Origin of the sequence: Cytobacillus sp. FSL H8-0458, from assembly GCF_038002165.1 — a bacterium.
In the GTDB taxonomy this organism is placed as follows: Bacteria; Bacillota; Bacilli; order Bacillales; family Cytobacillaceae; genus Cytobacillus.
In genome coordinates this window covers 4,190,001-4,216,473 of sequence record NZ_JBBOBR010000001.1, presented here as the reverse complement: position 1 = coordinate 4,216,473, position 26,473 = coordinate 4,190,001, and the positions used below count along the sequence as shown (strand labels likewise).

At 44.0% G+C, this 26,473-nt stretch carries 23 protein-coding genes; 9 read left to right on the top strand and 14 right to left on the bottom strand.

Annotation, left to right across the window (positions count from 1 at the left end):
* Window positions 1–118: 118 nt before the first annotated feature.
* From NYE23_RS21265 to NYE23_RS21255, 3 genes are read right to left on the bottom strand one after another with little or no spacing between them, the layout of a single operon-like run.
* Complete coding sequence (locus NYE23_RS21265) at window positions 119–2,113, bottom strand: molybdopterin-dependent oxidoreductase (RefSeq protein ID WP_341080532.1); 1,995 nt, start codon at window positions 2,111–2,113, stop codon at window positions 119–121.
* Window positions 2,114–2,140: 27 nt separating this feature from the next.
* The gene (locus tag NYE23_RS21260; protein WP_341080531.1) at window positions 2,141–2,338 is read right to left on the bottom strand and encodes a DUF951 domain-containing protein; all 198 of its coding nucleotides are present in this window, start codon (window positions 2,336–2,338) and stop codon (window positions 2,141–2,143) included.
* A gap of 2 nt (window positions 2,339–2,340) precedes the next feature.
* On the bottom strand, window positions 2,341–3,231 hold the full coding sequence (locus NYE23_RS21255) for a mechanosensitive ion channel family protein (RefSeq protein ID WP_341080530.1): 891 nt from the start codon (window positions 3,229–3,231) through the stop codon (window positions 2,341–2,343).
* A gap of 277 nt (window positions 3,232–3,508) precedes the next feature.
* On the opposite strand from NYE23_RS21255, the gene yyaC reads away from it, so the two are divergent.
* Window positions 3,509–4,138 carry a spore protease YyaC gene (yyaC, locus tag NYE23_RS21250; protein ID WP_341080529.1) on the top strand — a complete coding sequence of 210 codons (630 nt, stop codon included), beginning with the start codon at window positions 3,509–3,511 and terminating at the stop codon, window positions 4,136–4,138.
* 167 nt (window positions 4,139–4,305) lie between these two features.
* Here yyaC and NYE23_RS21245 read toward each other — a convergent pair whose 3' ends face one another.
* The 11 genes from NYE23_RS21245 to rpmH form a co-directional block, all read right to left on the bottom strand.
* Entirely contained in the window at window positions 4,306–5,019 is a 714-nt protein-coding gene (locus tag NYE23_RS21245; protein WP_341080527.1) for a DUF554 domain-containing protein, read from the bottom strand.
* 120 nt (window positions 5,020–5,139) lie between these two features.
* The gene (locus tag NYE23_RS21240) at window positions 5,140–5,985 is read right to left on the bottom strand and encodes a ParB/RepB/Spo0J family partition protein (protein WP_341080524.1); all 846 of its coding nucleotides are present in this window, start codon (window positions 5,983–5,985) and stop codon (window positions 5,140–5,142) included.
* The gene (locus tag NYE23_RS21235) at window positions 5,978–6,739 is read right to left on the bottom strand and encodes a ParA family protein (RefSeq protein WP_048010276.1); all 762 of its coding nucleotides are present in this window, start codon (window positions 6,737–6,739) and stop codon (window positions 5,978–5,980) included. The genes NYE23_RS21240 and NYE23_RS21235 overlap by 8 nt, the downstream gene beginning before the upstream one ends.
* A gap of 213 nt (window positions 6,740–6,952) precedes the next feature.
* Complete coding sequence (gene noc / locus NYE23_RS21230) at window positions 6,953–7,834, bottom strand: nucleoid occlusion protein (protein ID WP_341080520.1); 882 nt, start codon at window positions 7,832–7,834, stop codon at window positions 6,953–6,955.
* 353 nt (window positions 7,835–8,187) lie between these two features.
* A complete protein-coding gene (rsmG, locus tag NYE23_RS21225; protein ID WP_341080517.1) occupies window positions 8,188–8,904 on the bottom strand; it encodes a 16S rRNA (guanine(527)-N(7))-methyltransferase RsmG in 717 nt (238 codons plus the stop codon).
* A gap of 43 nt (window positions 8,905–8,947) precedes the next feature.
* Window positions 8,948–10,837, bottom strand: a complete 1,890-nt coding sequence (gene mnmG / locus NYE23_RS21220) for a tRNA uridine-5-carboxymethylaminomethyl(34) synthesis enzyme MnmG (protein WP_341080516.1) — start codon at window positions 10,835–10,837, stop codon at window positions 8,948–8,950.
* A gap of 126 nt (window positions 10,838–10,963) precedes the next feature.
* The gene (gene mnmE, locus NYE23_RS21215) at window positions 10,964–12,349 is read right to left on the bottom strand and encodes a tRNA uridine-5-carboxymethylaminomethyl(34) synthesis GTPase MnmE (protein WP_341080515.1); all 1,386 of its coding nucleotides are present in this window, start codon (window positions 12,347–12,349) and stop codon (window positions 10,964–10,966) included.
* 367 nt (window positions 12,350–12,716) lie between these two features.
* Window positions 12,717–13,343, bottom strand: coding sequence for an RNA-binding cell elongation regulator Jag/EloR (gene jag / locus NYE23_RS21210; RefSeq protein WP_341080513.1), 627 nt, complete (start codon window positions 13,341–13,343; stop codon window positions 12,717–12,719).
* Complete coding sequence (gene spoIIIJ, locus NYE23_RS21205) at window positions 13,340–14,125, bottom strand: YidC family membrane integrase SpoIIIJ (RefSeq protein ID WP_035328319.1); 786 nt, start codon at window positions 14,123–14,125, stop codon at window positions 13,340–13,342. The genes jag and spoIIIJ overlap by 4 nt, the downstream gene beginning before the upstream one ends.
* Window positions 14,126–14,258: 133 nt before the next feature.
* Complete coding sequence (gene rnpA, locus NYE23_RS21200) at window positions 14,259–14,624, bottom strand: ribonuclease P protein component (protein WP_341080510.1); 366 nt, start codon at window positions 14,622–14,624, stop codon at window positions 14,259–14,261.
* Window positions 14,625–14,761: 137 nt separating this feature from the next.
* Window positions 14,762–14,896: a 50S ribosomal protein L34 gene (gene rpmH / locus NYE23_RS21195; RefSeq protein ID WP_019382473.1), complete on the bottom strand. Its 135-nt coding sequence runs from the start codon at window positions 14,894–14,896 to the stop codon at window positions 14,762–14,764.
* Window positions 14,897–16,008: 1,112 nt separating this feature from the next.
* Between rpmH and dnaA the strand changes: the two genes are divergently transcribed.
* The 8 genes from dnaA (at window position 16,009) to NYE23_RS21155 (ending at window position 26,417) form a co-directional block, all read left to right on the top strand.
* Entirely contained in the window at window positions 16,009–17,355 is a 1,347-nt protein-coding gene (dnaA, locus tag NYE23_RS21190; RefSeq protein ID WP_341080508.1) for a chromosomal replication initiator protein DnaA, read from the top strand.
* Window positions 17,356–17,531: 176 nt separating this feature from the next.
* The gene (gene dnaN / locus NYE23_RS21185) at window positions 17,532–18,668 is read left to right on the top strand and encodes a DNA polymerase III subunit beta (RefSeq protein WP_341080506.1); all 1,137 of its coding nucleotides are present in this window, start codon (window positions 17,532–17,534) and stop codon (window positions 18,666–18,668) included.
* A 237-nt stretch (window positions 18,669–18,905) separates the two neighbouring features.
* Complete coding sequence (yaaA, locus tag NYE23_RS21180) at window positions 18,906–19,115, top strand: S4 domain-containing protein YaaA (protein ID WP_019382471.1); 210 nt, start codon at window positions 18,906–18,908, stop codon at window positions 19,113–19,115.
* Between the two features lie 42 nt (window positions 19,116–19,157).
* A complete protein-coding gene (recF, locus tag NYE23_RS21175; RefSeq protein WP_341080503.1) occupies window positions 19,158–20,276 on the top strand; it encodes a DNA replication/repair protein RecF in 1,119 nt (372 codons plus the stop codon).
* A gap of 9 nt (window positions 20,277–20,285) precedes the next feature.
* Window positions 20,286–20,534 (top strand): extracellular matrix regulator RemB, encoded by a 249-nt coding sequence (gene remB / locus NYE23_RS21170; protein WP_341080501.1) that lies wholly within the window; start codon window positions 20,286–20,288, stop codon window positions 20,532–20,534.
* Between the two features lie 121 nt (window positions 20,535–20,655).
* The gene (gene gyrB, locus NYE23_RS21165) at window positions 20,656–22,578 is read left to right on the top strand and encodes a DNA topoisomerase (ATP-hydrolyzing) subunit B (RefSeq protein WP_341080499.1); all 1,923 of its coding nucleotides are present in this window, start codon (window positions 20,656–20,658) and stop codon (window positions 22,576–22,578) included.
* Between the two features lie 146 nt (window positions 22,579–22,724).
* Complete coding sequence (gene gyrA / locus NYE23_RS21160) at window positions 22,725–25,250, top strand: DNA gyrase subunit A (protein ID WP_341080497.1); 2,526 nt, start codon at window positions 22,725–22,727, stop codon at window positions 25,248–25,250.
* Window positions 25,251–25,310: 60 nt separating this feature from the next.
* On the top strand, window positions 25,311–26,417 hold the full coding sequence (locus NYE23_RS21155; RefSeq protein WP_445662608.1) for an HD-GYP domain-containing protein: 1,107 nt from the start codon (window positions 25,311–25,313) through the stop codon (window positions 26,415–26,417).
* Window positions 26,418–26,473 lie beyond the last annotated feature (56 nt).

Sequence of the window (26,473 nt, the reverse complement as noted above, 5' to 3'; positions counted from 1 at the left end):
ATTCTCATTTAAACAAGCCTCTAACAATTATAGATAGTTGCCGGAGAAATGTAAAGAAAAGGTGACAGGTACCTATACCACTTTGCCTGACTGGTATAGGTGCCTGTCACCACTACTATTAAACCTTCTCTATATTTACAAGGCAGTCATACAATGTGCTGCCAAGGCCGTTGTCTGATTCGCGGCTGGATGTAAGGTTATTGACGGGGCCGCCGAATTTCGCCCAGATGCCTTCATCGATATTGATGGTATCCGGATGGGCTTTTTTCATAATATGGACAAAGCCCTTCATTTCCCCGCGGTCATTCCACACCTTGACGTAATCGTTCTCCTGCAGGCCAAGCTTTTCGGCAATATTTTCGGCAATTTCCACCTTTGCCTTCGGCTCCGGCTTCAATAGGTGATAATGCTGCGAATGATTGGAACGGAGAGGGTGAATCGTCAGCAGGGTAAAAGGAAACTGTTCGGCACGCTCTTTATCGGCCCACTTGGTTTCCCGGGGGAGAGCGAGTGTCAGCCTGCTTTCGGAACCCTTTCGGAACGAGGTAAATTCATACTTGCCGCTTGGCGTCTTAAACTGGCGGTCTGCCCAGGGCACCTTATCAACCGGAAGCTCTTTATGGTGGGAATTCCGTAAGCTATCTAGTGTAATCCCCTGCTCTTTAAGTAAACCGAGACCAAGGCTGATGAACTCTTCTCTTGTAAAATCGAAATCGGCTCCGAATCCGAGTCGTTTGGCAAGCTCGGTCCATACCCATAAATCAGGCTTCGCTTCGCCTGGCGGTTCAGCCAGCTTCGGTCCATGGTTGACAAAATGATGGTACATGGAAGAATAATAGAGATCTTCCTGTTCAAACACGGTTGCAACAGGAAGAACGTAATCTGCCATTTTAGCCGTGTCTGTCATAAATTGCTCCATCACGACAACAGTCTCAACAGATGCAAAAGCTTCGCGTACCCTTGAAGAGTCAGGCACCTGTGTTAAAGGGTTTCCGCACGTAACGAAGATCATCTTAATCTCAGGATCCTTCGCTGTTAAAATCCCTTCTGCCTGCCGCATCATCGTAAATTGCCTGAAGGCCGTTTTCCGCTCAGGGAGGGTGAGGGCAGCCGCATCAAAGCTCTGTCCTACCTGTCTGTTGGCATAGTTGGCACCGCCGCCCGGAACCCCGATATTGCCGCTTACGGCAATCAAAGCATCCATCAGCCTGATCGTGTTCCCGCCGTTTTCGTAGCGCTGCATGCCCAGGCCAAAGAAAGTGGACACGGGGCGATCGCCATACACCGCTGCAAGCTCGGTCATTACCTCTGCAGGCACTTCCGTTTTCTCTGTGATTTCCTCAAGCGTTACACTTTTGAGCAATTCAATCAAATCTTCAAAACCAACTGAATAGGTATCTATGAAACTTCTATCTTCCAATCCCAGACGGAGCATTTCCTTCATGATGCCGGCCGCAAGCCACCCATCCATCCCCGGCTTGATGGAAAAATAGCGGTCCGCCATTTTAGCCGTCGCATTAAAAATCGGATTGATCACATACAGTTTGGCACCTTGTTTCTTTGCTTCCTGCAGCTTTTGATACAGGTGCATATTGGTGCGGGCAACATTTCTGCCCCAGACGATAATGTGCCTGCTGTTTAAAATATCTTCAGGAGCATGGCTGTAAGCATCTCCGAAATCTGAGCTCTGAGCCTCAATACCGGCTCCCCAGCAGATTGACCCTACTAATTCAGTCACGCCGCCATAGCAGTTAAAAAAGCGCTGATCCAGGTTCGTCAGCAAACCGCCATTGGCATAATCATGGCTGTGCAGAATCGAAGTGGTTCCAGCCGTTTCTTTTAGCTCCTTCATTTTCAGGGAAATATCGTGCAAAGCCTGCTCCCAGGAAATTGGCACAAATTCTCCATTTACCTTTTTCAGGGGATGAAGCAGGCGCTCCGGAGAATTGGTTCTGCTTTCAAGCATTCTGCCGCGGCCGCAAATTTTTCCCTTTGTTATCGGATGGTCCGGATCACCATCTACCTTTGTCACCTTACCGTCTTCCACTGTTACATGAAAGCCGCAGCTGTCCCAGCAGTTTAGGGGACAGGCTGACTTGAATGATTGTGCCACCAACCTCATCTCCCTGCAGTTTGTCTCTTATTCATCATGCTTAACAAGAATTTTCTTCATTTTGCGGGCAAATTCCCTTCTTGGAATCATTACACTGTGTCCGCAGCCTTCGCACTTAATGCGGATATCTGCTCCCATCCGGATGATTTTCCATTTGTTGGCCCCGCATGGGTGAGGCTTTTTCATTTCCACTACATCATGTAAATCAAATTCTTTTTGTTCCATGTTTATCCCTCCGCATTCAGTTTTGGGTTATCCTGTTCATTCCGTGTGTACATCACAAGGCGCGGGAATGGTATTTCAATGCCATGCTCATCTAAACAAAGCTTAATTTCCTTCCGCAGCTGGCGCGCAATATAAAAGTGCCTCATTGGCAGTGTCTCTGAAACTACACGCAGCATCACATCAGCTGCCGCCATATTTTGGATGCCCAGAATTTCCGGCGGCTTGACCATATCCTCATATTTTTCCGGGAGCTTTTCGAACAATTCCTGAAGGACCTGTTCAACCTTCACAATATCGCCTTCATACGCAATGCTGACATCCACAAATGCCACACTATTATTTAATGAAAAATTCGTTACCTGCATAATGCTTCCATTCGGAAGGATATGAACTTCACCTGTCCAGTTTTTAATCTTTGTTGTCCGAAGCCCGATTTCTTCTACCGTTCCTTCAAATTGATCAATCCGGATATAATCCCCAACCGAAAACTGATCTTCAAAAATGATAAAAAATCCAGTGATAATGTCCTTCACAAGGCTCTGTGCCCCAAACCCAACAGCCAATCCGACGATTCCGGCACCTGCCAAAAGAGCTTTTACATCAATGTTCAACTCAGCTAAGATCATGACTGACGCGAAAAAGAATACAAAATAGGTGAGTATATTCTCCGTCAACTTCAGCAAAGTAGCTTCTCTGCGTTCTGAGATCCGCAGTTTTGCTGGAGCCCTTACTTTGAATATATTCCGTATTGCAAGCTTTCCTACTTTAATAAGAATGCTTGTTATGAAAAGTATGGCCACAATCTTAATCAAACCAGTTCCGATTGCTGCCCAAGTATCTTCATCAAAAAGCGCTTCCAGCACACTTTTGATAAGTTTTTCAAGAGGACTCATGGTTTCACCTGCTTTTTTATGGAAATTTATAAGATAAGAGCAAGCTCCTTCTTTAACCTGTAAGAAATTATACTGCATCTTGCTTTCCTATGCGAATTCCCTTTTAAACAAAATTATTTTATCAATTTTTCTCATGGCTTAACAGTTAAAAACCCGATTGTTTAACGATTAAATAATACAGGTATGTATAGATTACACAAAAATTCCGTATACTGTTAAAAACGTATAAATACTTGTTTTTCGGGCATGGCAAGGATTAAAGAGGGAGTGGACCTATATGAACTTCAAACCAAACTTGTTTGACAAAAAAGGCGGGGCTTCTGCCAGAATCTCGCATGAAGAAACAAACTCTGCAGAAAAATTGGCTGCTGAACTGAAGAATATTCTGCCTGCGGGCATCGGCTGCCGTCCCATCGTTTTTGTCTGCATTGGCACAGACCGCTCAACAGGCGATTCATTAGGTCCGCTGGTCGGCACACTCCTTGAGGAAAAATCCATGTCATCTTTCCATGTATACGGAACATTGGAGGACCCGATCCATGCCGTTAACCTGGAAGAAAAACTGAACGAAATCAAAAAGAAGCATTTTAATCCCTTTATTATCGGTATCGACGCCTGCCTGGGCCGCCTGAAAAGTGTCGGAGTCATCCAAATTGGAGAGGGACCAGTCAAGCCGGGCGCCGGAGTCAATAAAGATCTGCCGGAAGTAGGGGACATGCACATCACCGGCATCGTCAACGTCAGCGGGTTCATGGAATTCTTTGTCCTACAGAACACAAGGCTCAATCTCGTCCTGAAAATGGCGAAAACCATCGCAAGCGGCATCTATGAAGCCAGCCTGTCCCACCAGACAGCGCCGGCGTGGCCTGCATTTAAGTGGGAACTGAACCGTGAACAAACGCCTTAATGAATAGGAAAGCCGCAGGGAGCCTGCGGTTTTTTTTTGAGTGGAGAAGGGAAGGGAGATTGGGCTGTTTCAGATGGTTTTCGCGTCAAATTTAATAGGTTTGTGCGCTGAAAAATCATGCACCGCAAGCACGCCATCCTTCGTCCCAGCGATGCACATCACTTCACCTAAAAGTAAATCCCATAAAAATAAACAACCGATACGATAACTCCCGTAACCAAAATTCCCGGAAGCAGGTTCGCCACGCGAATTTTCGTAATGCCTGTCAAATTCAGCCCAATTGCAAAGATCATAATTCCGCCTGTTGCGGTCATTTCCTTGATAAAGCTGTCCATCAGAAGCTGGGGGACAAACCGGTCGATTTGGGTGGCAAAAAGGGCAATGAGTCCTTCATACAGCATCACCGGAAAAGCAGAAAAGAGCACACCAATCCCTAATGTAGTCGTTAAGATGAGGGAGGTGAAGCCGTCAATAATTGATTTGGTATAAAGCACCGAGTGATCGCCCCGGATGCCGCTGTCAAGCGCTCCGATGATGGCCATAGCGCCGATGACAAAGATGAGCGTAGCCGTTACGAAGCCCTGCGAAATGCTGCCCTGTCCTTTCGAGCCAATTTTGCTTTCAAGCCAATCGCCAAGCTTGTTGAGTTTATCTTCGAGAGCAAAGTACTCTCCCATCACCGTTCCGAACACAAGGCTCAAAATCACCACGAGGAAATTCTCGCTTTTAAAGCCCATTTGCAGGCCGAGCACCATGACCGCAAGGCCAATCGCATGCATGACAGTGCCCTTCATGTTTTCGGGAATGCGATGGAGCAATTTCCCCAGCAGTGTTCCAATAATAATCAATAATCCATTCACAAGTGTACCTAGCAGAAACATCCTCTTCACCTTATTATTTCGCAATGCGAATTATTTTCTATTAAAATTACCACGAAAAGTTTGAGCCTACAATCTTTTTTTATAAAGTCCTGTAAAAAAATAAACCATCATAAAGATGGCTTACTGATGTGTTTCTAAAAGCTCCATAATACGTTCCAAATCTTCTTTTGAGAAAAATTCAATTTCAATTTTTCCTTTGTTTTTGGACTGTTTAATATGGACGGTCGTTCCGAATCGTTCCCGGAGGGAGGATTCGCGTTCCTTAATAAAGATATCTCTTTGAACTGCAGGCTTTTTCGTTTCACGTGAAACATCGTTCAGCTGCTGAATCAGCTGTTCAAGCTGACGGACATTTAAGCCGTCTTTAACTGTTTTTTCAACGAGCGCCTGAAGTTTCTCTTTTTTTCGAAGCCCTAATAGCGCTCTTCCGTGTCCCATGGAAATTTTGCCGTCTGAAATCAGTCCTTGAATTTTCGGAGGAAGGGATAGCAGGCGAATATGGTTGGCAATATGCGGCCGGCTTTTTCCCAGGCGCTTGGCCAATTCCTCTTGTGTCACCTTAAGCTTCTCCATCAGCAGCTGGTATGCAGCCGCTTCTTCAATCGGCGTTAAGTCTTCACGCTGAAGATTCTCAAGAACAGCGAGCTCCATCATCTGCTGTTCAGTCAGTTCTCTTACAACCACAGGAACTTTCTCCAAGCTTGCTTCTTTTGCTGCCCGGTAGCGGCGCTCCCCGACTACAATTTCATAGCCCTTGATGCTTTTACGGACGATGATCGGCTGCAGAATTCCATGTTCAAGGATGGATTGCTTCAGCTCCTCGATGGCTTCCTTTTCAAATACCTTGCGCGGCTGATAAGGGTTTGGACGAATGTCCTTTATTTTTACTTCCTGTACGGTTTCTTCACTTTCGGTTTCAGCATTATTGAAAAAAGCATTCAGACCTTTTCCTAAACCTTTAGCCATTTGAAACCACTTCCTTTGCCAGTTCTAAATATACTTCAGCTCCGCGTGACTTCGGATCATAAGTAATAATAGGTTCTCCATGGCTCGGAGCCTCTCCCAGCCGCACATTGCGGGGGATGATTGTTTTATAGACTTTATCCTGAAAATACTTTTTCACTTCTTCAATGACCTGAATGCCAAGATTTGTACGGGCATCAAGCATGGTCAGCAGAACGCCTTCGATTTTCAAATCATGGTTCAGATGCTTCTGCACAAGGCGGACCGTGTTCAGAAGCTGGCTCAGCCCTTCCAGTGCATAGTACTCGCACTGCACGGGTATGATTACGGCATCCGAAGCGGTCAGCGAATTTATCGTCAGTAATCCGAGGGAAGGAGGACAGTCGATAATCACATAATCAAAGTTTGCTTTTACTTCCTCAAGAGCCCTCTTTAATCTGACTTCCCGTGAGATCGTCGGCACCAGTTCAATTTCTGCGCCTGCCAGCTGAATGGTTGCCGGAATGGCGTATAAGTTCTCTACCGAAGTGGGTTTAATGACCTTTGATGCTTCCACATCATCCACGAGGACGTCATAAATGCAATGATCGACATCCGCTTTTTCAATGCCGATTCCGCTTGTGGCATTGCCCTGCGGATCAATGTCGACCAGCAGCACTTTCTTGCCTATGTATGCCAGGCATGCGCCAAGATTGACGGAAGAGGTCGTTTTGCCGACTCCGCCTTTCTGGTTCGCAACGGCTATAATCTTGCCCACAGTGTCACCTGCTTTCATGTATCAATATTCCAATCTATCTATCTGCGAATTCATTCGTATCGTTAAATCACGTAGTCTATTTTATCACGAAAAACAGGGCAGAATAATTTTTTTGTAAAAAATAAGAAGATTCTAATAGTCTTTTTATCGTCCTTCAAAAAAAACGCGAAAGATAAAACAGGGAGCCCCCGCTTTATTTTTCGCGTAAAAAAATTATTTCTTTTTAGGAATCTTGATTGTGATTTGATAAAACTCATCAAATTCTTCTTCTTCCGAATCAAGATTAATGCCGCTGTCAGAAACCATGGATAGAGATTGCCTGATCGTGTTGACCGCAATTCTCATATCTTTGCTGAAGGCCTTTCGTTTCGGCTTCGGCTTTGGATTTTTCTGTTCGAGAATTTTGACAACCCGGTCTTCTGTCTGCTTTACATTCAAATTCTTTTCCACAATCTCCTGCAGCAGGGCGACCTGCTTCTCCGGGTCTTTCAGCGGGATGAGCGAACGGGCATGCCGCTCTGTGATTGATTTGTTTAACAATGCATCCTGGACAGGCTGCGGCAGTTTAAGCAGCCGAAGCTTGTTGGCAACGGTTGACTGGCCTTTTCCAAGGCGCTGTGCCAATGCCTCCTGTGTCAGGCTATGCAGCTCTAAAAGTTTTCCGTAGGCAACAGCTTCTTCAATCGGTGATAATTCTTCCCTTTGAAGGTTTTCAATTAAAGCTACTGAAGCCGTTTCGGTATCGCTAAGATTTTTGATAATAGCAGGAGCTTCTTCCCAGCCCAGTTTTTTCATGGCCCGGTATCTGCGCTCACCGGCTATGATTTCAAACTGGCCATCCTCAAATTCCCGTACGACGATCGGCTGGATGATTCCATGTGTATGGATTGTCCGGGAAAGCTCTTCTATTTTTTCATCATCAAATACCGTTCTTGGCTGGAAACGGTTGGGGACGATTTGATCAATAGGAATTTTCTTAACTTCTTCTCTGTCGCTTAAGTCTTCAACATCCAGCTGTTCTTCTGCTGGTTTTTCCGCTGTAACTTGTTCTCCCTTTTCGCCTAGGCCAAAAAAGCGTGAGAAAGAATGCTTCATCACCCTGCACCACCTTTACGAAACTCCCTATAACATATTCTCTATCATCATGACAAATCCTGCCGGATATCAGCAATATAAAGTGAAACTTCAATCAGTGGAGGCATTATCCCCCACTGATTGTTAGTTGAGGCCCACAGGAAGTGGGTCACAAAGACGTTGCCACAGGATGTGGCGTTTTTAGTCTTTGTTCTTCTTATCGGGCCTTTACGGGCAGTTGGACTCCCGCTAATCTTGCTTCGATTCCACTGTTTCTCACAAAGGAGAGTCTTACTGCCCGTTAGACTGCGATAAATATCTGGAAAAATCGAAACGTTTACACCATTATGTCATACAATGGCAAATTGCGCACCCTATTCAATTGGTGTTTTATTGGGTGTCCCCGGCTTCCGCGGGTACTTTTTAGGAGTGCTCTTTTCTTTTTTAATGATTAAAATGTTGCGCTCACTTTCTTCCTCAGGGAGGATGAACGTGTGTGAATCCACGAGTTTTCCGCCCATAACCGAGACGGCCTTTTTGCCGGCATCCAGTTCTTCCTTTGCACTGGCGCCCTTCATGGCCACAAATGTGCCTCCTGTTTTAGCCAGCGGCAAACACAGCTCGCTTAAAACGGATAATCTGGCAACAGCTCTTGCTGTCACAACATCAAAAGACTCACGGTATTCCTTGTTCTGGCCAAAGGTTTCCGCACGGTCATGGATAAAGCGGACATTCTCAAGCTCCAGCTTCTTCGCCAGATGCTCCAGAAAACCGATGCGTTTATTAAGTGAGTCAACGATCGTAATATGTAAACCCGGAAAAGCAATTTTAATCGGTATGCTAGGGAAGCCTGCCCCCGCACCGACATCACAGACCTTTAGCGGCTGGCTGAAATCAAAGTAAAAAGCTGCGCTTATGGAGTCATAGAAGTGCTTTAAATACACATCTTCCTTTTCCGTAATGGCTGTTAAATTCATTTTTTCATTCCATTCCACCAGCGTGGAATAGTAGGTGTCGTATTGCTGCAATTGCTGTGGCGAAAGGGCAATCCCCTTCGCCGCCAGCATTTCAGTAAATTGTTCGGTATTCATTTAGTAATCCTTTCCGTTCTCAGACATAATCGGATTTTCCTCTTTACTCAGCTGAAACTCGTGCAATTCTCCCCTGCTCTAAATAAACAAGCAAAATGGAGATATCTGCAGGATTAACTCCGGAAATTCGCGAAGCCTGTGCGAGAGACAGTGGCCTTACTTCCTTCAGCTTTTGTCTTGCTTCGGAAGCCAGTCCGTTAATATCATCATAATCAATGTTTTCAGGGATCTTCTTGTTTTCCATCTTCTTCAGGCGCTCTACCTGCTGAAGGGACTTTTCAATATAGCCCTCATACTTGATCTGGATTTCCACCTGCTCGGTTACATCTGGGTCAAGCGCAGTTTCAGCCTGAGCAAGCTGTTTGATGTGCTCATATGTCATTTCCGGACGCTTCAGCAGATCTGAGGCGCGGATGCCGTCTTTCAGCTCGCTTCCGCCCTGGCTTTTGATCAGCTCCTGCACGTCAGACGTTGGCTTAATGATGATGCCTTGCAGACGTGCTTTCTCGTCTTCAATTGCCTGCTTTTTCAGCTGGAATTTTTCATAGCGTTCTTCACTGATCAGACCGACTTTGCGGCCAAGTTCTGTTAAACGCAGGTCTGCATTATCATGGCGAAGCAGCAGACGGTATTCCGCTCTTGAAGTCAATAGACGGTAAGGCTCGTTCGTTCCTTTGGTTACAAGGTCATCAATCAGGACGCCAATATAAGCATCTGAACGGCTTAAAATAACCTCTTCCTTATCCAGCGATTTCAATCCCGCATTCATGCCTGCCATTAATCCTTGTCCGGCAGCTTCTTCATAGCCGGATGTCCCGTTGATCTGGCCGGCCGTGTAGAGATTTTTCACCTTTTTGGTTTCCAATGTCGGCCATAATTGCGTTGGGACGATGGAATCATATTCAATCGCATAGCCGGCACGCATCATCTGCACCTTTTCAAGTCCAGGTATAGTTCTGAGAATCTGCTGCTGCACATCCTCAGGCAAGCTTGTTGAAAGCCCCTGCACGTATACTTCCTGAGTATTGCGGCCTTCTGGCTCCAGGAAGATCTGATGGCGCGGTTTATCGTTAAAACGGACAACCTTATCTTCAATTGACGGGCAATAGCGAGGACCAGTTCCTTTGATCATGCCGGAGTACATTGGCGAGCGATGAAGATTATTGTCGATCAATGTATGCGTTTCTTCATTGGTATACGTCAGCCAGCATGGGAGCTGGTCTGTAATATACTTGGTCGTTTCATAGGAAAAAGCTCTTGGCACATCATCACCAGGCTGGATTTCCGTTTTGCTGTAATCAATGGTATGACTGTTGACGCGCGGCGGCGTTCCAGTTTTAAAACGGACCAGATCAAAGCCCAGCTCCTGCAGATGCTCTGAAAGCTTAATGGATGGCTGCTGGTTATTAGGGCCGCTTGAGTACTTCAGTTCACCAAGGATGATTTCCCCTCTTAAGAAGGTTCCGGTCGTAATGACGACCGCTTTTGAATGATACACGGCACCTGTCTGGGTGACGACGCCCCTGCATTCTCCATGTTCGACAATCAGACGTTCAACCATCCCCTGAATAAGCGTCAGGTTCCGTTCATTTTCCAGTGTTTTTTTCATTTCATGCTGATATGTGAACTTATCGGCCTGTGCTCTTAATGCACGTACGGCAGGGCCTTTTCCTGTGTTCAGCATACGCATCTGAATATGGGTTTTATCAATATTCTTGCCCATTTCTCCGCCAAGGGCATCGATTTCCCTTACGACGATTCCTTTTGCAGGTCCCCCGACTGAAGGGTTGCATGGCATAAAGGCTACCATATCCAGGTTGATTGTAATCATTAGTGTCTTTGCGCCGAGGCGGGCCGAAGCAAGGCCTGCTTCCACACCCGCGTGTCCGGCTCCGACTACAATGACATCATAACTGCCAGCTTCATATGTCATGATGCGGCCTCCTTTGCTGCAATCAGGCAAGCACAGACCAAGGCTCAACAGAGGCTGAACCGGCCGATTGCAAAAGTTAAAAAATCTATTTCCGCTGCGTCAGCTGACACAGCCTGCTTAAATCATCTATTTTCCTAAACAGAACTGCGAGAATAACTGGTCGATCAGGCTTTCATGGACGCTGTCGCCAATAATTTCACCAAGCAGCTCCCATGTTCTGGTCAAATCAATCTGCACAATATCAATCGGGGTTCCCATCTCAACACCCTGCATCGCTTCTTCAATGGCATTTTGCGCCTGATTCAATAAGGCAATATGGCGGGTATTGGATACATACGTCATATCCCCGGCTTCGATGGAGCCTGCAAAGAATAAAGAGGCAATGGCTTCCTCAAGATCGTCGACTCCCTGGTCCTCTAATAAAGAGGTTGTAACCAGTTTATGATGCTTCGAAAGCTCACGGACACGATTCATGTCGATTTTTTGATCAAGGTCGGTTTTATTGACAATCACAATAACATCCATGCCTTCGACCGCTTTAAATATATTTTCGTCCTCACACGTCAATTCATCCGAGTAATTGAGCACGAGCAAAATTAAATCTGCTTCCTTTAATACCTGCCTCGATTTTTCGACACCGATCCGTTCTACGATATCTTCCGTTTCGCGAATGCCGGCTGTATCCACCAGACGGAGCGGCACTCCTCTGACATTCACATATTCTTCAATAACATCACGGGTGGTGCCCGGTATATCAGTCACAATCGCCTTATTTTCGTGAACAAGGCTATTCAATAAGGATGATTTCCCAACGTTTGGCCGTCCGACGATAACCGTGGAAAGTCCTTCACGCAGTATTTTCCCCTGCTGTGAGGTTTGAAGGAGCTTTTCGATTTCTTTTTTTACATAGGAAGCCTTCTCCATCAGCATATGATGGGTCATTTCCTCGACATCATCGTATTCCGGATAGTCAATATTAACTTCCACGTGAGCCAGGATCTCCAAAATTTCCTGCCGAAGCTTCTGAATAAGCTTTGACAGCCTTCCTTCCATCTGGCCAAGTGCCACGTTCATAGCCCGGTCCGTCTTGGCGCGAATCAGATCCATGACCGCTTCTGCCTGTGATAAATCAATCCGTCCGTTCAAGAAAGCACGCTTTGTAAATTCACCCGGCTCTGCCAGCCGTGCACCATTATTCAGCAAAAGCTGCAGCACGCGATTCACGGAAACCAGTCCGCCATGGCAGTTGATTTCGATGACATCTTCCTTCGTAAAAGTTTTTGGTCCCTTCATGGCTGAAACCATTACTTCTTCAGCAATCTGTTCGGTTTTCGGATCAACAATATGCCCATAATGAATGGTATGGGACGCCACATTTTTCAGGCGCTTGCCTCCTACTCCTCTGAACAGAGTGTCCGCAATGTCAAATGCCTGATCCCCGCTCAGGCGGACAATGGCAATGGCTCCTTCTCCCATTGGAGTGGATATCGCAGCGATTGTATCGAATTCCAATTCATTCACCTCTCTTTTCCTACTTCATCGATCTATATAAAAAATGAATAATATTATCGATTCCCCAAATTAATAGAATATCACATGGCTTTTTTTTAGAAAAGCATATCAGCCCGCATTTCCGGCTTGTCCATCAGTTCAGCAAGAAACTTATCAACATCCGAATTTGCATCAGCCAGCGAAAAATTTATCCACACGTCTCATAATTAATATGCTCTATTTTAACTTATCCACATGTGAATAACAATAAAACCAGCCGAGATTTAATAATTTGCAGGGCATTGACAAAGAACGACAAAAAAATCCCAATCCGGAATGGATTGGGATTTTGATTTGAACAGGATAACTGGCGCTTCCGCTTTTCCGGTTATCTGGTTCTGGCTGGTGCAATGACGATATGGCGGTGCGGGTCATTGCCATCTGAATAGGTTTTGATTCGTTTATTATTTACGAGAGCGGTATGGATCACTTTGCGTTCATAGGAAGGCATTGGCTCCAGCGCAATTTCTTTTCCCGTCTTCAAAGCTTTTTGAGCAAGCCTTTCAGCCAGTTGAATCAGGGTATCCTGGCGTCTTTTCCGGTAATCCTCTGCATCGACCACCACATTTAAGTACTGCTCGGCATAGCGGTTGATGACCAGCTGTGTCAAATACTGGAGGGAATTGAGCGTTTGCCCTCTTTTTCCGATTAAAAGAGCAATCTTTTCGCCGGATAAGATAAATTGAACATTTTTTCCTTCCCGTAATGTTTCAATTTCGATGGGCACGCCCATTTTTGCACTGACATCTTTGAGGAATTTTTCCGCTTCCTCAATCGGATCAGGCTTTTTCACAGCTTTCACCACGGCCGGCCGGGATCCAAAAATCCCGAAAACGCCTTTTTTACCTTCATCAACAATAGTAATCTCTATGCGGTCTTCTGTTGTGTTTAATTGAGCTAAAGCTGACTCTACTGCTTCCTTGACGGTCTGTCCTGTAGCAGTTACTTGTTTCACTTTTTGGCTCCTCCTGCATTTCCGGCCGCTGCAGCTTTCAGGTCCGGACCTTTAATGAAATATGTTTGAATGATCATGAAGATATTACCCACTACCCAGTATAAAGAAAGAGCTGCCGGGAAGTTAATGGCAAAAACAACGATCATAATCGGCATTAGATAAAGCATCATTTTCATTTGTGCAGCCATTTGCCCTGTGTGCTGAGTGCCGGCCATCATCATTTTCTGCTGAATGAATGTTGTCACACCTGCAATTAAAGGCAATAAGTAAATTGGATCCGGAGAACCAAGGTCAAACCAAAGGAAATTATGGTTTGCAATTTCGCGCGTACGCGTAATCGCATGGTAGAAACCGATCAGGATCGGCATTTGAATCACTAGCGGGAAACATCCTGCAAGCGGGTTAACGCCGTGCTTTTGGAATAAAGCCATTGTTTCCTGCTGCAGCTTTTGCTGGGTTTTCTGGTCTTTCGAGCTGTATTTTTCACGAAGCTTCTGCATTTCTGGCTGAATCGCCTGCATTGCTTTAGAACTTCTCGTTTGTTTAATCATTAATGGCAGGATCACCAGACGGATAATGATCGTCACAATAATGATCGATAGTCCATAGCTGCCGCCTGCAAATTCCGCTACCTTAATAATAAACAGCGAAAGCGGGTAGACAATATACTCGTTCCAAAAGCCTTTGCTTTCAGACGTAATCGGCTGGTTGATTTCTGTACAGCCCGATAAAAGGGCCATCACAAACACTAAACCGATTAGTAGGAATATTCGTTTCTTCAACCGTTTTTTCCTCCTTAATTGCTCCTGATAAATTTCATTTGCTCATCCCCCGGTCAGAGGGACACGCTCATATGTATCCTATTTTAACATCTTTTAAAATGAAGTGCTTCATAATAAAGATAGATAACGATTATTAGTTTTTAGTATTTCCAAGTCCGGGTTTATTCAAAACCCGCGAAACCTTCAATACATGGATCAGACTCTTTTTCACTTCATGAAAATCCATTTCTGCCACCGGTTTCCTCGCAATGACGATCAGATCATATTGCGGCTTTATTTCTTCCTCCAGTTCTAAAAACGCCTGGCGGACATACCTTTTGATCTGGTTCCTCATGACGGCATTGCCAATTTTTTTGCTGACAGAAAGCCCGATGCGAAAATGGTTCTGCTCCTCTTTTCTCAAGATGTAAACGACAAATTGGCGGTTGGCGAATGACTTTCCCTTTTTAAAGGCCTCTTGAAATTCTTTATTCTTTTTTACACGGAACTCTTTTTTCATGTCATCACCTATTTCGAAAAGCGCTAGCGCCCTGGTCACCCCCTGCATCATGAGGGGGCTGGCGCTGGAGCTGGACAATTATCTAACTTGGACATTTATCTTTACATGGAAAAAAAGACCACTGACGTTTCAGTGGCCTAAGCAGATAATACTTTTCTTCCTTTGCGGCGGCGGCGAGCTAGAACGTTACGTCCGTTCGGAGAGCTCATGCGGCTGCGGAAACCATGAACCTTGCTTCTTTTACGCTTGTTTGGTTGATAAGTTCTTTTCATATATGACACCTCCCTGAGGAATTGCTGTTAAAGACAGTCTTTCTAATTATATAGATGTAACTAGAAAATTGTCAACTATGCATATAAGTCAATCTGCCTTCAATGGCAAAAATATTCGTTTTGGCTCTTTCTTTCATAAATTGTTTTTCTTATAAGGTTAGTCCGTTGATTTCCGCTGCGGGCACGCAGCGAACCCGCGGGGAGTAACGAGAGCCTCCTCGGCTTCGCCTGCGGGGTCTCTCGATCCCTCACTTCCCGCAGGACATTGAATAATCATCCTTGAATCAACACCGCACGAAGAAAATGCGAAAGCATTTTCGAGGATCAAGTACCCTCCGCTCCAATCAACTCAGCAGTTGAGATTTATATAAAAAACAACGTACGACAATATAAAAAAATTCTTTGCTGCTCTTTCTCTTTTTGCATATCTGAAAGAACCCACTCAGAAAGTTTACCTTCTTTTCGCCTGAATGTCATCCTAAAATTTCATTTTTCCACGTTTTTCTCATTTGTCCATTGTAAAAGCTTTTCTTAGAGACTGCAAATTTTTCCCGGACTCAGGATGATCCGTCCACTAAAAAGGGCAAATGCATTCCAAGTCCCTTTGAATAGAATTCGCCCCCAAAAAAGGGCTGTGGATAAATTTTCGACAAGTTTTTTATTATCCACATCACATATTGACAGGTTTTTCACACAACCAGGGGCTGTGGACAATTTTTATGAACAGGGATGGGTATGTTGTGGATAAGGGTTTAAAAAGCATTGCAGACCAAAGCATTATCTGTTATCATAATTGTGTTTTCACACTTAATAAATCATTGTGCATATCTTCATTATCCACAGATTGTGGATAACATGTGGACAGGTTATCCAAGGGGTTTGTAAAAGTTTGTCCACAGACAGTGGATACTGTCGAAATTCCCCTTTACTTCCTTATTATATGATTTTCCACATAAACAGTTTCGTATATTTATAAACTTCGGGTTATACAGCGTGTATAACCTATCGTTTTTGTGGCAAGAAACAAAGAAAAAGCAGAGGTGTCCACCGAAAGGCACCGGAGCTTGAAGGTAATGTAAATATCAAATTTAAATGGAAAAGGAGGGATATCATTGGAAAACATTGCGGATCTTTGGAATAATGCTCTGGCCAATATCGAGAAAAAAATCAGCAAGCCCAGTTTTGATACATGGCTGAAATCGACAAAGGCGCATTCTCTGCAGGGAGACACTTTAGTCGTTAAGGCCCCGAATGAGTTTGCCCGTGACTGGCTTGAGGAGCGTTATTCCCAGCTGATCTCCGGAATTCTTTATGACATTACCGGTGAAGAATTAGGAGTGAAATTCATCATTCCGCAAAATCAGAGTGAAGAAGAAGTCGATCTTCCTCTTCCGCCAAAAAAGAAAAAGCCGGAGGAAGAACAGCCGGAACTGCCTTTAACAATGCTGAACCCGAAGTATACATTCGACACGTTTGTCATCGGATCCGGAAACCGCTTCGCCCATGCAGCATCACTTGCTGTAGCAGAGGCACCGGCGAAGGCATACAATCCTTTATTTATTTACGGGGGAGTTGGACTCGGAAAAACTCACCTTATGCACGCAATCGGCCATTATGTTTTAGATCATAACCCATCAGCTAAAGTCGTATACTTATCTTCCGAGAAATTTACCAATGAATTTATTAACTCGATCCGAGATAACAAAGCGGGCGATTTCCGCGATAAATATCGAAATGTGGATGTTCTTCTTATCGATGATATTCAGTTTTTGGCTGGAAAAGAACAGACGCAGGAGGAATTTTTCCATACTTTTAATACATTGCATGAGGAAAGCAAGCAGATCATTATCTCAAGTGACCGTCCTCCGAAAGAAATACCGACTCTGGAAGACCGCCTCCGCTCCAGATTTGAATGGGGACTAATTACTGATATTACGCCTCCCGACCTTGAAACGCGTATAGCCATTCTGCGCAAAAAGGCCAAAGCGGAGGGACTTGATATTCCTAATGAGGTTATGCTCTACATTGCCAATCAGATTGATTCCAACATCCGTGAGCTTGAGGGTGCTCTGATTCGTGTAGTAGCTTACTCCTCTTTAATAAATAAAGATATTAATGCCGACCTTGCAGCAGAAGCTTTAAAGGATATTATTCCAAGCTCCAAGCCAAAGGTCATTACCATCCATGAAATTCAAAGGGTGGTTGGGGAACATTTTAATGTAAAGCTTGAGGATTTTAAGGCGAAGAAACGGACAAAGTCTGTCGCATTCCCCCGTCAGATCGCCATGTACCTGTCAAGGGAATTAACCGACTTTTCTCTGCCTAAAATAGGAGAGGAATTTGGCGGAAGGGACCATACGACCGTCATTCATGCTCATGAAAAAATTTCAAAGATGCTTCAGTCCGATTCGCAATTTGAAAAGCAGCTGAAAGAAATCAATGAAATTCTCAAGGTATAATGTGTATAACTCGACCTAACTTACACACAGTCTGTCCACATGTGGATAGGCTGTGTTTCCTTTCAAAAAATGCAGTTATCCACATACTAACAGGCCCTACTAGTACTTCTACTATTTTTTTATAAAAAATATATATATTCAATACGCCATTAAAATATGCTTGGAGGATTTAAAAAATGAAATTTATAATCCAGCGCGACCAGTTGGTCCAAAGCGTCCAGGATGTTATGAAAGCTGTAACAAGCAGAACCACTATTCCCATCTTAACGGGGATTAAAATTGTTGCTTCAGAAGAAGGAGTTACATTAACGGGAAGCGACTCTGATATTTCCATTGAATCATTTATTCCTAAAGAAGAAGACGGAAATGAAATTGTCGAGATCAAACAGCCTGGTGCCATCGTGCTCCAAGCTAAGTTCTTCAGTGAAATCGTTAAAAAGCTTCCGACTGACAGTGTGGAGATAAGCGTGGAAAACCATTTGCAGACAGTCATCCGCTCAGGTAAATCCGAGTTCAATCTTAATGGCCTGGATGCTGAGGAATATCCGCACCTGCCTCAAATTGAAGAAGAAAAAATGTTTAAAATCCCTACGGACCTATTAAAAGCAATGGTTCGCCAAACCGTTTTCGCAGTGTCCACCTCAGAAACACGCCCTATCTTGACAGGTGTAAACTGGAAGGTGGAAAACGGGACATTAACCTGTATTGCAACAGATAGCCACAGACTGGCATTAAGAAAAGCGCAAATCGAAACAACTGCCAGCGAAAGCTACAATGTGGTCATTCCGGGGAAAAGCTTAAGTGAATTAAGCAAAATTCTTGATGACAACAATGATTTAATTGATATCGTTATTACTGAAAACCAGGTTCTCTTTAAAGCTGAGCATCTGCTGTTCTTCTCAAGGCTGCTCGAAGGAAATTACCCTGATACATCCAGGCTGATCCCTTCAGACAGTAAAACAGATGTGGTCGTCAATACAAAAGAATTCCTGCAGGCCATTGACCGTGCCTCTTTACTAGCAAAAGAAGGCCGTAACAATGTGGTCAAGCTTTCTACAATTGATGGCGGAGTAATCGAAATTTCATCCAACACTCCTGAAGTCGGGAAAGTAGTCGAAGAAGTGCAGAGCAAATCCGTAGAAGGCGAAGAATTAAAAATCTCCTTCAGCGCGAAATTCATGATGGATGCCCTAAAAGCGCTGGAAGGCTCTGAAATTACAATCAGCTTCACCGGCGCCATGAGACCATTCATCATCAAACCGTTAAACGATGAATCAATACTGCAATTGATTCTGCCAGTTAGAACATATTAAGACTTTCTTATCATTTTAAGAAAAAGCTGCCGGCTGTGCCGGCGGCTTACTTTTTTACCGCTGAATACTGTCCAAGAGCAGGGGAATAATGAAAATAACGGGCTGCAGGCGACTTTTCTTTGTGTATCTGAGATTTATTTAGTAAAATAGAATATTAGATACCATTCTGAAATTGTTTTGCCAAAGTGCAGAAAAAACTGCAGCACTGGAAGTCGAACAATGGGAAAGAGTGAAAATATGACGGAAATTCAAATTGATACAGAATATATTACGCTGGGCCAATTTTTAAAAGCCGCTGATGTGATACAAACAGGCGGAATGGCCAAATGGTTCCTGAGTGAATACGAAGTCTTCGTGAATGGGGAACAGGATCAAAGACGGGGAAGAAAGCTAAGAACCGGGGATAAAATTGAAATTCCGGATGTGGGTGAATTTACGATCGTCTAGCCCGCTGTTCTCAGCGTTAAAACCTAAAAGGATGTAGCGTCTATGCATATAGAGCAGTTGCTGTTAAAAAATTACCGGAATTACGAAGAGCTTGAAGTCAATTTCGAAAATAAAGTGAATGTAATTTTGGGAGAGAATGCCCAGGGAAAGACAAATGTCATGGAATCGATCTATGTGCTGGCAATGGCAAAGTCCCATCGGACATCAAATGACAAAGATCTTATTCGCTGGGATCAGGAATATGCTAAAATAGAGGGAAGGGTCCAAAAAAGGCAAGGATCCCTGCCCATGCAATTAGTCATCAGCAAAAAAGGCAAAAAAGCCAAATGCAATCATATAGAGCAGCAGAAATTAAGCCAGTATGTCGGCAATATGAATGTTGTGATGTTCGCGCCTGAAGATCTCCATCTTGTGAAAGGGAGCCCTCAAGTAAGGCGTCGTTTTATTGATATGGAGATTGGGCAGGTTTCACCTGTCTATTTGCATGATATCAGCCAGTATCAGAAAATCCTCCAGCAGCGCAACCACTATCTGAAAATGCTTCAGATTAAAAAGCAGACTGACCATACCATGCTTGAGATTTTAACAGAGCAATTCATTGAAATGGCTGCAAAGATTGTTTCAAAGCGTTACGAGTTCCTCAGACTCCTCGAGAATTGGGCACAGCCGATCCATGAGGGGATCTCAAGAGGGCTTGAGACCTTGAAAATTGAGTACAAGCCTTCTGCTGAGGTATCAGAAGAACAAGATTTGTCGAAAATGGTTAAAGTATACCAGGATAAATTTGAAAAAGTGAAAAACAGGGAAATAGACCGCGGCGTCACTATGTTTGGGCCGCATCGCGATGACCTGATTTTTCATGTGAATGGGCGCGATGTGCAGACATTCGGTTCACAGGGCCAGCAAAGAACGACGGCTCTATCAGTAAAGCTTGCTGAAATCGAACTGATCCATTCTGAGATTGGAGAATATCCCATTCTGCTGCTGGATGACGTCCTCTCGGAATTGGATGATTATCGCCAATCCCATTTATTGAATACCATTCAGGGAAAAGTGCAGACGTTTGTCACTACAACAAGCGTTGATGGAATAGACCACCAGACACTTAAAGAAGCAGCAGCGTTCAGTGTGGAGTCAGGGAGAATCAAGAAGATTCAGTGAGGTGATCGCATGTACATCCATATAGGTGAAGATGTGCTGGTCCGGGCAAGGGATATTGTCGCTATTATTGATAAAGAAACAGTCCTTGCTTCCGAGTATGCAAAAGAGCATAAGGAGCGCCGGGAGGAGTCAGTTGTGAACCTCGCGAAGGGTTCCTATAAATCTGTGGTCGTCACAACAGAAAAGATCTATTTTTCTCCGCTATCCTCAGGTACGTTAAAAAAACGCTCCCATAAATTAAGTGTTCATGAATTTTAAAGGCCTGCCGGATCCATTAGGGGAAGAGGCAAGTCAGGTGAAAATTATAGTTTGGCTCATTTCAAATGCCAGGCTTTTTTATAGATTAGTGAAATAGAAAGTGCAGGTGACCGATGTGGCAATGGAGCAAAAGGCAGTGCAGGAACAATCCTATGATGAGAATCAGATACAGGTACTGGAAGGTCTGGAAGCGGTTCGGAAGCGTCCGGGAATGTATATCGGTTCAACAAGTGCCAAAGGGCTTCACCATCTTGTTTGGGAAATAGTCGATAATAGTATAGATGAAGCACTGGCAGGCTATTGTTCTGAAATTAATGTGATTATCGAAAAGGATAATAGTATTACGGTAGTGGATAACGGACGTGGTATACCAGTCGGAATTCATGAAAAAATGGGGCGCCCGGCAGTCGAAGTCATTATGACGGTTCTTCATGCAGGCGGTAAGTTCGGAGGCGGCGGATACAAGGTTTCCGGAGGTCTGCATGGTGTTGGTGCTTCTGTAGTTAATGCGCTATCAACTGTACTTGAAGTATTTGTTCATCGTGATGGCAAGAAACATTATCAGAAATTTGAGCGCGGCGTTCCAAGTGCTGATCTTGAAGTAATTGGGGAAACAGATCACACAGGAACTACAATCCACTTTAAGCCTGACAGTGAAATCTTCACTGAAACGCTTGAATATGATTATGAAACACTTGCAAACCGCATTCGTGAGCTGGCTTTCCTGAATAGAGGATTAACCATCACGATCGAAGATAAACGTGAGGAAAATAAGAAAAATGAATATATGTACGAGGGCGGCATTAAATCGTACGTTGAACATTTGAATAGAACGAAAGAAGTTCTCCATGAAGAACCGATTTATATCGAGGGAGAACGCGAGGGCATCACAGTCGAAGTCTCCATTCAGTATAATGATGGCTTCACAAGCAATATTTATTCTTTTGCCAATAACATTAATACGTATGAAGGCGGAACACATGAATCAGGATTTAAAACCGCTTTAACAAGAGTCATTAATGATTACGCCAGAAAAAGCGGTTTATTCAAAGATAATGATGCTAACCTTTCTGGGGAAGACGTCCGTGAAGGTTTAACGGCGATTGTATCTGTTAAGCATCCAGACCCGCAGTTTGAAGGACAGACTAAAACGAAGCTTGGCAATTCAGAGGTGCGTACTGCAACTGATACGATTTTTGCGGAAGCTCTTGAGAAGTTCCTGCTGGAAAATCCATCGGTAGCCAAGAAAATTGTCGAAAAGGGATTAATGGCCGCACGTGCCAGACTGGCAGCTAAGAAAGCCCGTGAACTGACCAGAAGGAAGAGTGCTTTGGAAGTATCAAGCCTGCCGGGGAAACTGGCCGACTGCTCATCTAAAGATGCTTCCATATCGGAACTTTACATCGTTGAGGGTGACTCTGCCGGCGGCTCAGCCAAACAGGGACGTGACCGTCACTTCCAGGCAATCCTGCCATTAAGAGGGAAAATCCTTAACGTTGAAAAAGCCCGGCTGGATCGAATTCTTTCCAACAATGAAGTGCGGGCTATGATTACTGCAGCCGGTACAGGGATTGGCGAAGATTTTGATATTGCAAAAGCCAGATATCATAAGATTGTGATCATGACGGATGCCGATGTGGATGGAGCCCATATTCGAACATTATTATTAACCTTCTTCTACCGTTATATGAGACAAATTTTAGAAGCGGGCTATATTTACATTGCGCAGCCGCCGCTGTATAAAATACAGCAGGGCAAGAAGATTGAATATGCCTACAATGAACGCCAGCTTGAAGAAGTAATGAGCACCCTTTCCAGCCAGCCAAAGCCGAATGTTCAGCGCTATAAAGGTCTTGGCGAAATGAATCCGGGCCAGCTGTGGGAGACAACGATGAATCCCGAAACAAGAACACTGCTTCAGGTGAGCCTTGAAGATGCCATTGAAGCAGATGAAACGTTTGAAATATTAATGGGCGATAAAGTGGAACCACGCCGAAACTTTATTGAAGAAAACGCCCAATATGTAAAAAACCTAGATATATGATCAAAAGACAGGATAGGATGACTATCCTGCTTTTACATAAGAAAGCGTCACTTTCTGAGTATAACTTTGCGATAATCCAATAAATGTTTTACAAATTAAGAGGCTATGGGTAAATTCCAAGTCCCTTAAAAAGGGAGGTTCTTTATATGGCTGATACGCCAAGGTCCCAAATAAAAGAAATTAACATTAGCCAGGAAATGCGTTCATCATTCCTGGACTACGCGATGAGCGTAATTGTTTCACGTGCCCTTCCGGATGTGCGTGATGGCTTAAAGCCAGTGCATCGCCGCATTCTGTATGCAATGCATGATCTCGGTATGCATTCAGATAAGCCTTATAAAAAATCAGCACGTATCGTCGGAGATGTAATTGGTAAGTATCATCCGCACGGAGACTCTGCTGTCTATGAAACAATGGTGCGTATGGCGCAGGACTTTAACTATCGATACATGCTGGTTGACGGACATGGCAACTTCGGTTCAGTGGATGGCGATTCTGCAGCTGCCATGCGTTATACAGAAGCTCGTATGTCCAAAATATCAATGGAGCTTTTACGGGATATCAATAAAGATACCATTGATTATCAGGATAACTATGATGGGGAAGAAAAGGAGCCGGTTGTACTGCCTGCCCGTTTCCCTAATTTACTGGTCAACGGAACTTCAGGAATTGCTGTCGGGATGGCCACTAATATTCCTCCACACCAGCTTGGTGAAGTGATTGATGGGGTTTTAGCCATAAGTAAAGACCCTGAAATGACCATTCCGGAACTAATGGATATTATCCCTGGGCCGGACTTTCCGACAGCCGGAATGATTTTAGGAAGAAGCGGAATCCGCAAAGCCTATGAAACTGGCCGCGGTTCGATCACTTTGCGTGCTAAAGTAGAGGTTGAAGAAAAGGCTAATGGCAAAGAGGTCATTATTGTACATGAAATTCCATATCAGGTTAACAAAGCAAAGCTGATTGAAAAAATTGCGGAACTCGTCAGAGATAAAAAAATTGACGGTATTACCGATCTCCGTGATGAATCTGACCGTAACGGAATGCGAATTGTCATTGAAGTCAGAAGAGACGCAAATGCAAGTGTATTATTAAACAATCTCTACAAACAAACTGCCCTTCAGACAAGCTTTGGAATTAATCTTCTGGCATTGGTGAATGGACAGCCTAAGGTTCTGAATTTAAAGCAGTGCCTTGAATATTATTTAGAACACCAAAAGGTTGTTATTCGCCGGCGGACACAATTTGAGTTAAGAAAAGCAGAAGCACGCGCACATATTTTGGAAGGATTAAGGATAGCGCTTGATCATCTTGATGAGGTTATTAATCTGATCCGAAGTTCTCAGACAACGGATATTGCACGAGAAGGCTTAATGACCAAATTCAATCTTTCCGAAAAACAGGCTCAGGCCATCCTTGACATGCGTCTGCAGCGTCTGACAGGCTTGGAGCGCGAAAAGATTGAAGATGAATATTCAAGTCTTCTGGCATTGATTGCTGAATTGAAAGCTATCTTAGCGGATGAAGAAAAGTTATTGGATATTATCCGTGAAGAATTAATTGAAGTCAAAGAGAGATTCAACGATAAGCGCCGGACAGAAATCGTAGCCGGCGGAATCGAACAAATTGAAGACGAAGACCTGATCCCACGCGAGAATATTGTTCTTACACTAACACATAAGGGATACATCAAACGTCTTCCTGTCTCGACTTACCGTGCCCAAAAACGCGGAGGGCGCGGAATTCAGGGAATGGGAACCAATGAGGATGACTTTGTCGAACACCTCATTACCACTTCCACTCACGATACCATCCTGTTCTTTACGAATAAAGGAAAAGTGTATCGTGCTAAAGGATACGAAATTCCTGAATTCAGCCGTACTGCGAAAGGAATTCCTATCATTAACCTCCTTGGAGTGGACAAAGATGAATGGGTAAATGCGATAATTCCTGTTGAAGAATTTGCCGATGATTGGTTCCTGTTCTTTACTACTAAACAGGGAATTTCCAAGCGTTCACCATTATCATCCTTTGCCAATATCCGCAATAATGGCTTAATTGCTTTAAATCTGCGTGAAGATGATGAATTAATTTCAGTGCGTCTCACAGATGGCAGCAAGGAAATCATTATAGGAACCAGCCATGGCATGCTGATCCGATTCCCTGAAGAGGATGTTCGTTCGATGGGAAGAACGGCAACTGGTGTTAAGGGAATTAACTTAAGCAGTGGTGATGAAGTCGTTGGCATGGAAGTTCTTGAGGATGACAGCCAAGTCCTGATTGTAACCAAAAACGGCTATGGAAAACGTACTCCAGCCGAAGAATACCGTGTTCAGGGCAGAGGCGGTAAAGGAATCAAGACCTGCAATATCACTGATAAGAACGGAAGCCTTGTTTCGATGAAAGCTGTCACAGGGGAAGAAGACGTTATGCTTATAACAACAGGCGGTGTACTGATCCGTATGGCAGTAAGTGATATTTCCACCATGGGAAGAAACACGCAGGGTGTCAGACTCATCCGCATAAATGAAGAGGCAGGCGAAGCAGTATCGACTGTAGCCAGAGTTGAAAAAGAAGAGGAAAAAGATGATGAAGAATTAACAAAGCCTCTTGAAGATGCCGATTCACTTCCAGAAGAAGAAGTAACTGGCGATAATAGCGAAGAATAACTGCGATAAATTTTGAGGAACACAGATTTGTGTTCCTTTTTTTTGTCCAAATAATGTAAAATGGTAAAAAAGACTCATATTTGGAGTGTGGAAACAGTGCGTGTACCCATACAGGAATTAAGAGAAGGCTGTATTTTATCTGAAGATGTTTTCAGCTTGACGAATCGCCCTATTATCAGCCGAAAAACAGTGCTGACGAAGGAACTGCTGGATATTATGAAAATATTCCTGATTGAGGAAGCAGAAGTTGAAACTACCATGGTTAGCGGAACGTCATTAGCTTCTGCCGGAAACGTGGAAGAAACCGAAGAAGTTACGGAATCTAGTTATATTGATACATTCCTGAAAGGCGTTCAACATTTCAAAAGGGAATTTATATCCTGGCAATCAGGCCTTCCGGTAGATATCGCAAAAATTAGAAACATCATGGTTCCGCTGATTGAAAAACTAGAGAAAAACCCCTCCGGCATCTTTTCCCTGCATCATCTTTCTACAAATGAAGATTATTTATACCAGCATTCAGTTGCTGTGGGAATGATCAGCGCCTTTATAGGAAAAAAACTGAATTTAAACAAGGGAGAGGTTGTGCAGCTTGCCCTGGGAGGGTGCCTGGCTGATGCTGGCATGGCGAAAATAAACCCATCCATTCTGCACAAAAGCACTACATTAAACTCCGAAGAATTTGAAGAAATTAAAAAGCATTCGACCCTCAGCTTTAAAATGGTTCAAAATATCTCTTTGTTAAGAGAAAGCACTAAGATCGGCATCATTCAGCATCACGAGCGGCTGGACGGCAGCGGTTACCCGTTTGGAGAACAAAGCAGCAAAATCAATCAGGCTGGACGAATCATTGCTGTAGCGGATGCATTTCATGCCATGACTTCACAAAGGCTCTACAGAAGGAAGCAATCCCCGTTTAAAGTGCTTGAAATGCTGATACAGGACAGTTTCGGCAAATTTGATATTCCATCCATCCATGCGCTGGGGTCCGGCATCATGACCTTTTCCATTGGCAGCCTGGTGAAGCTCTCGGATGGCCAGACTGCTGAAATCCTTTTTATAGAAGATAAATCACCAACGAGGCCTCTTGTGAAGCTCAAAGAAACTGGCGATATTATTCATTTAGAGAAAAACCGCCAGCTATTTATTGATGAGGTATTAAAATGACTGCTTCCCGCGGTCATTTTTTTATTTGGCCTTGTAATTTTTAAAAATTAAGTTTC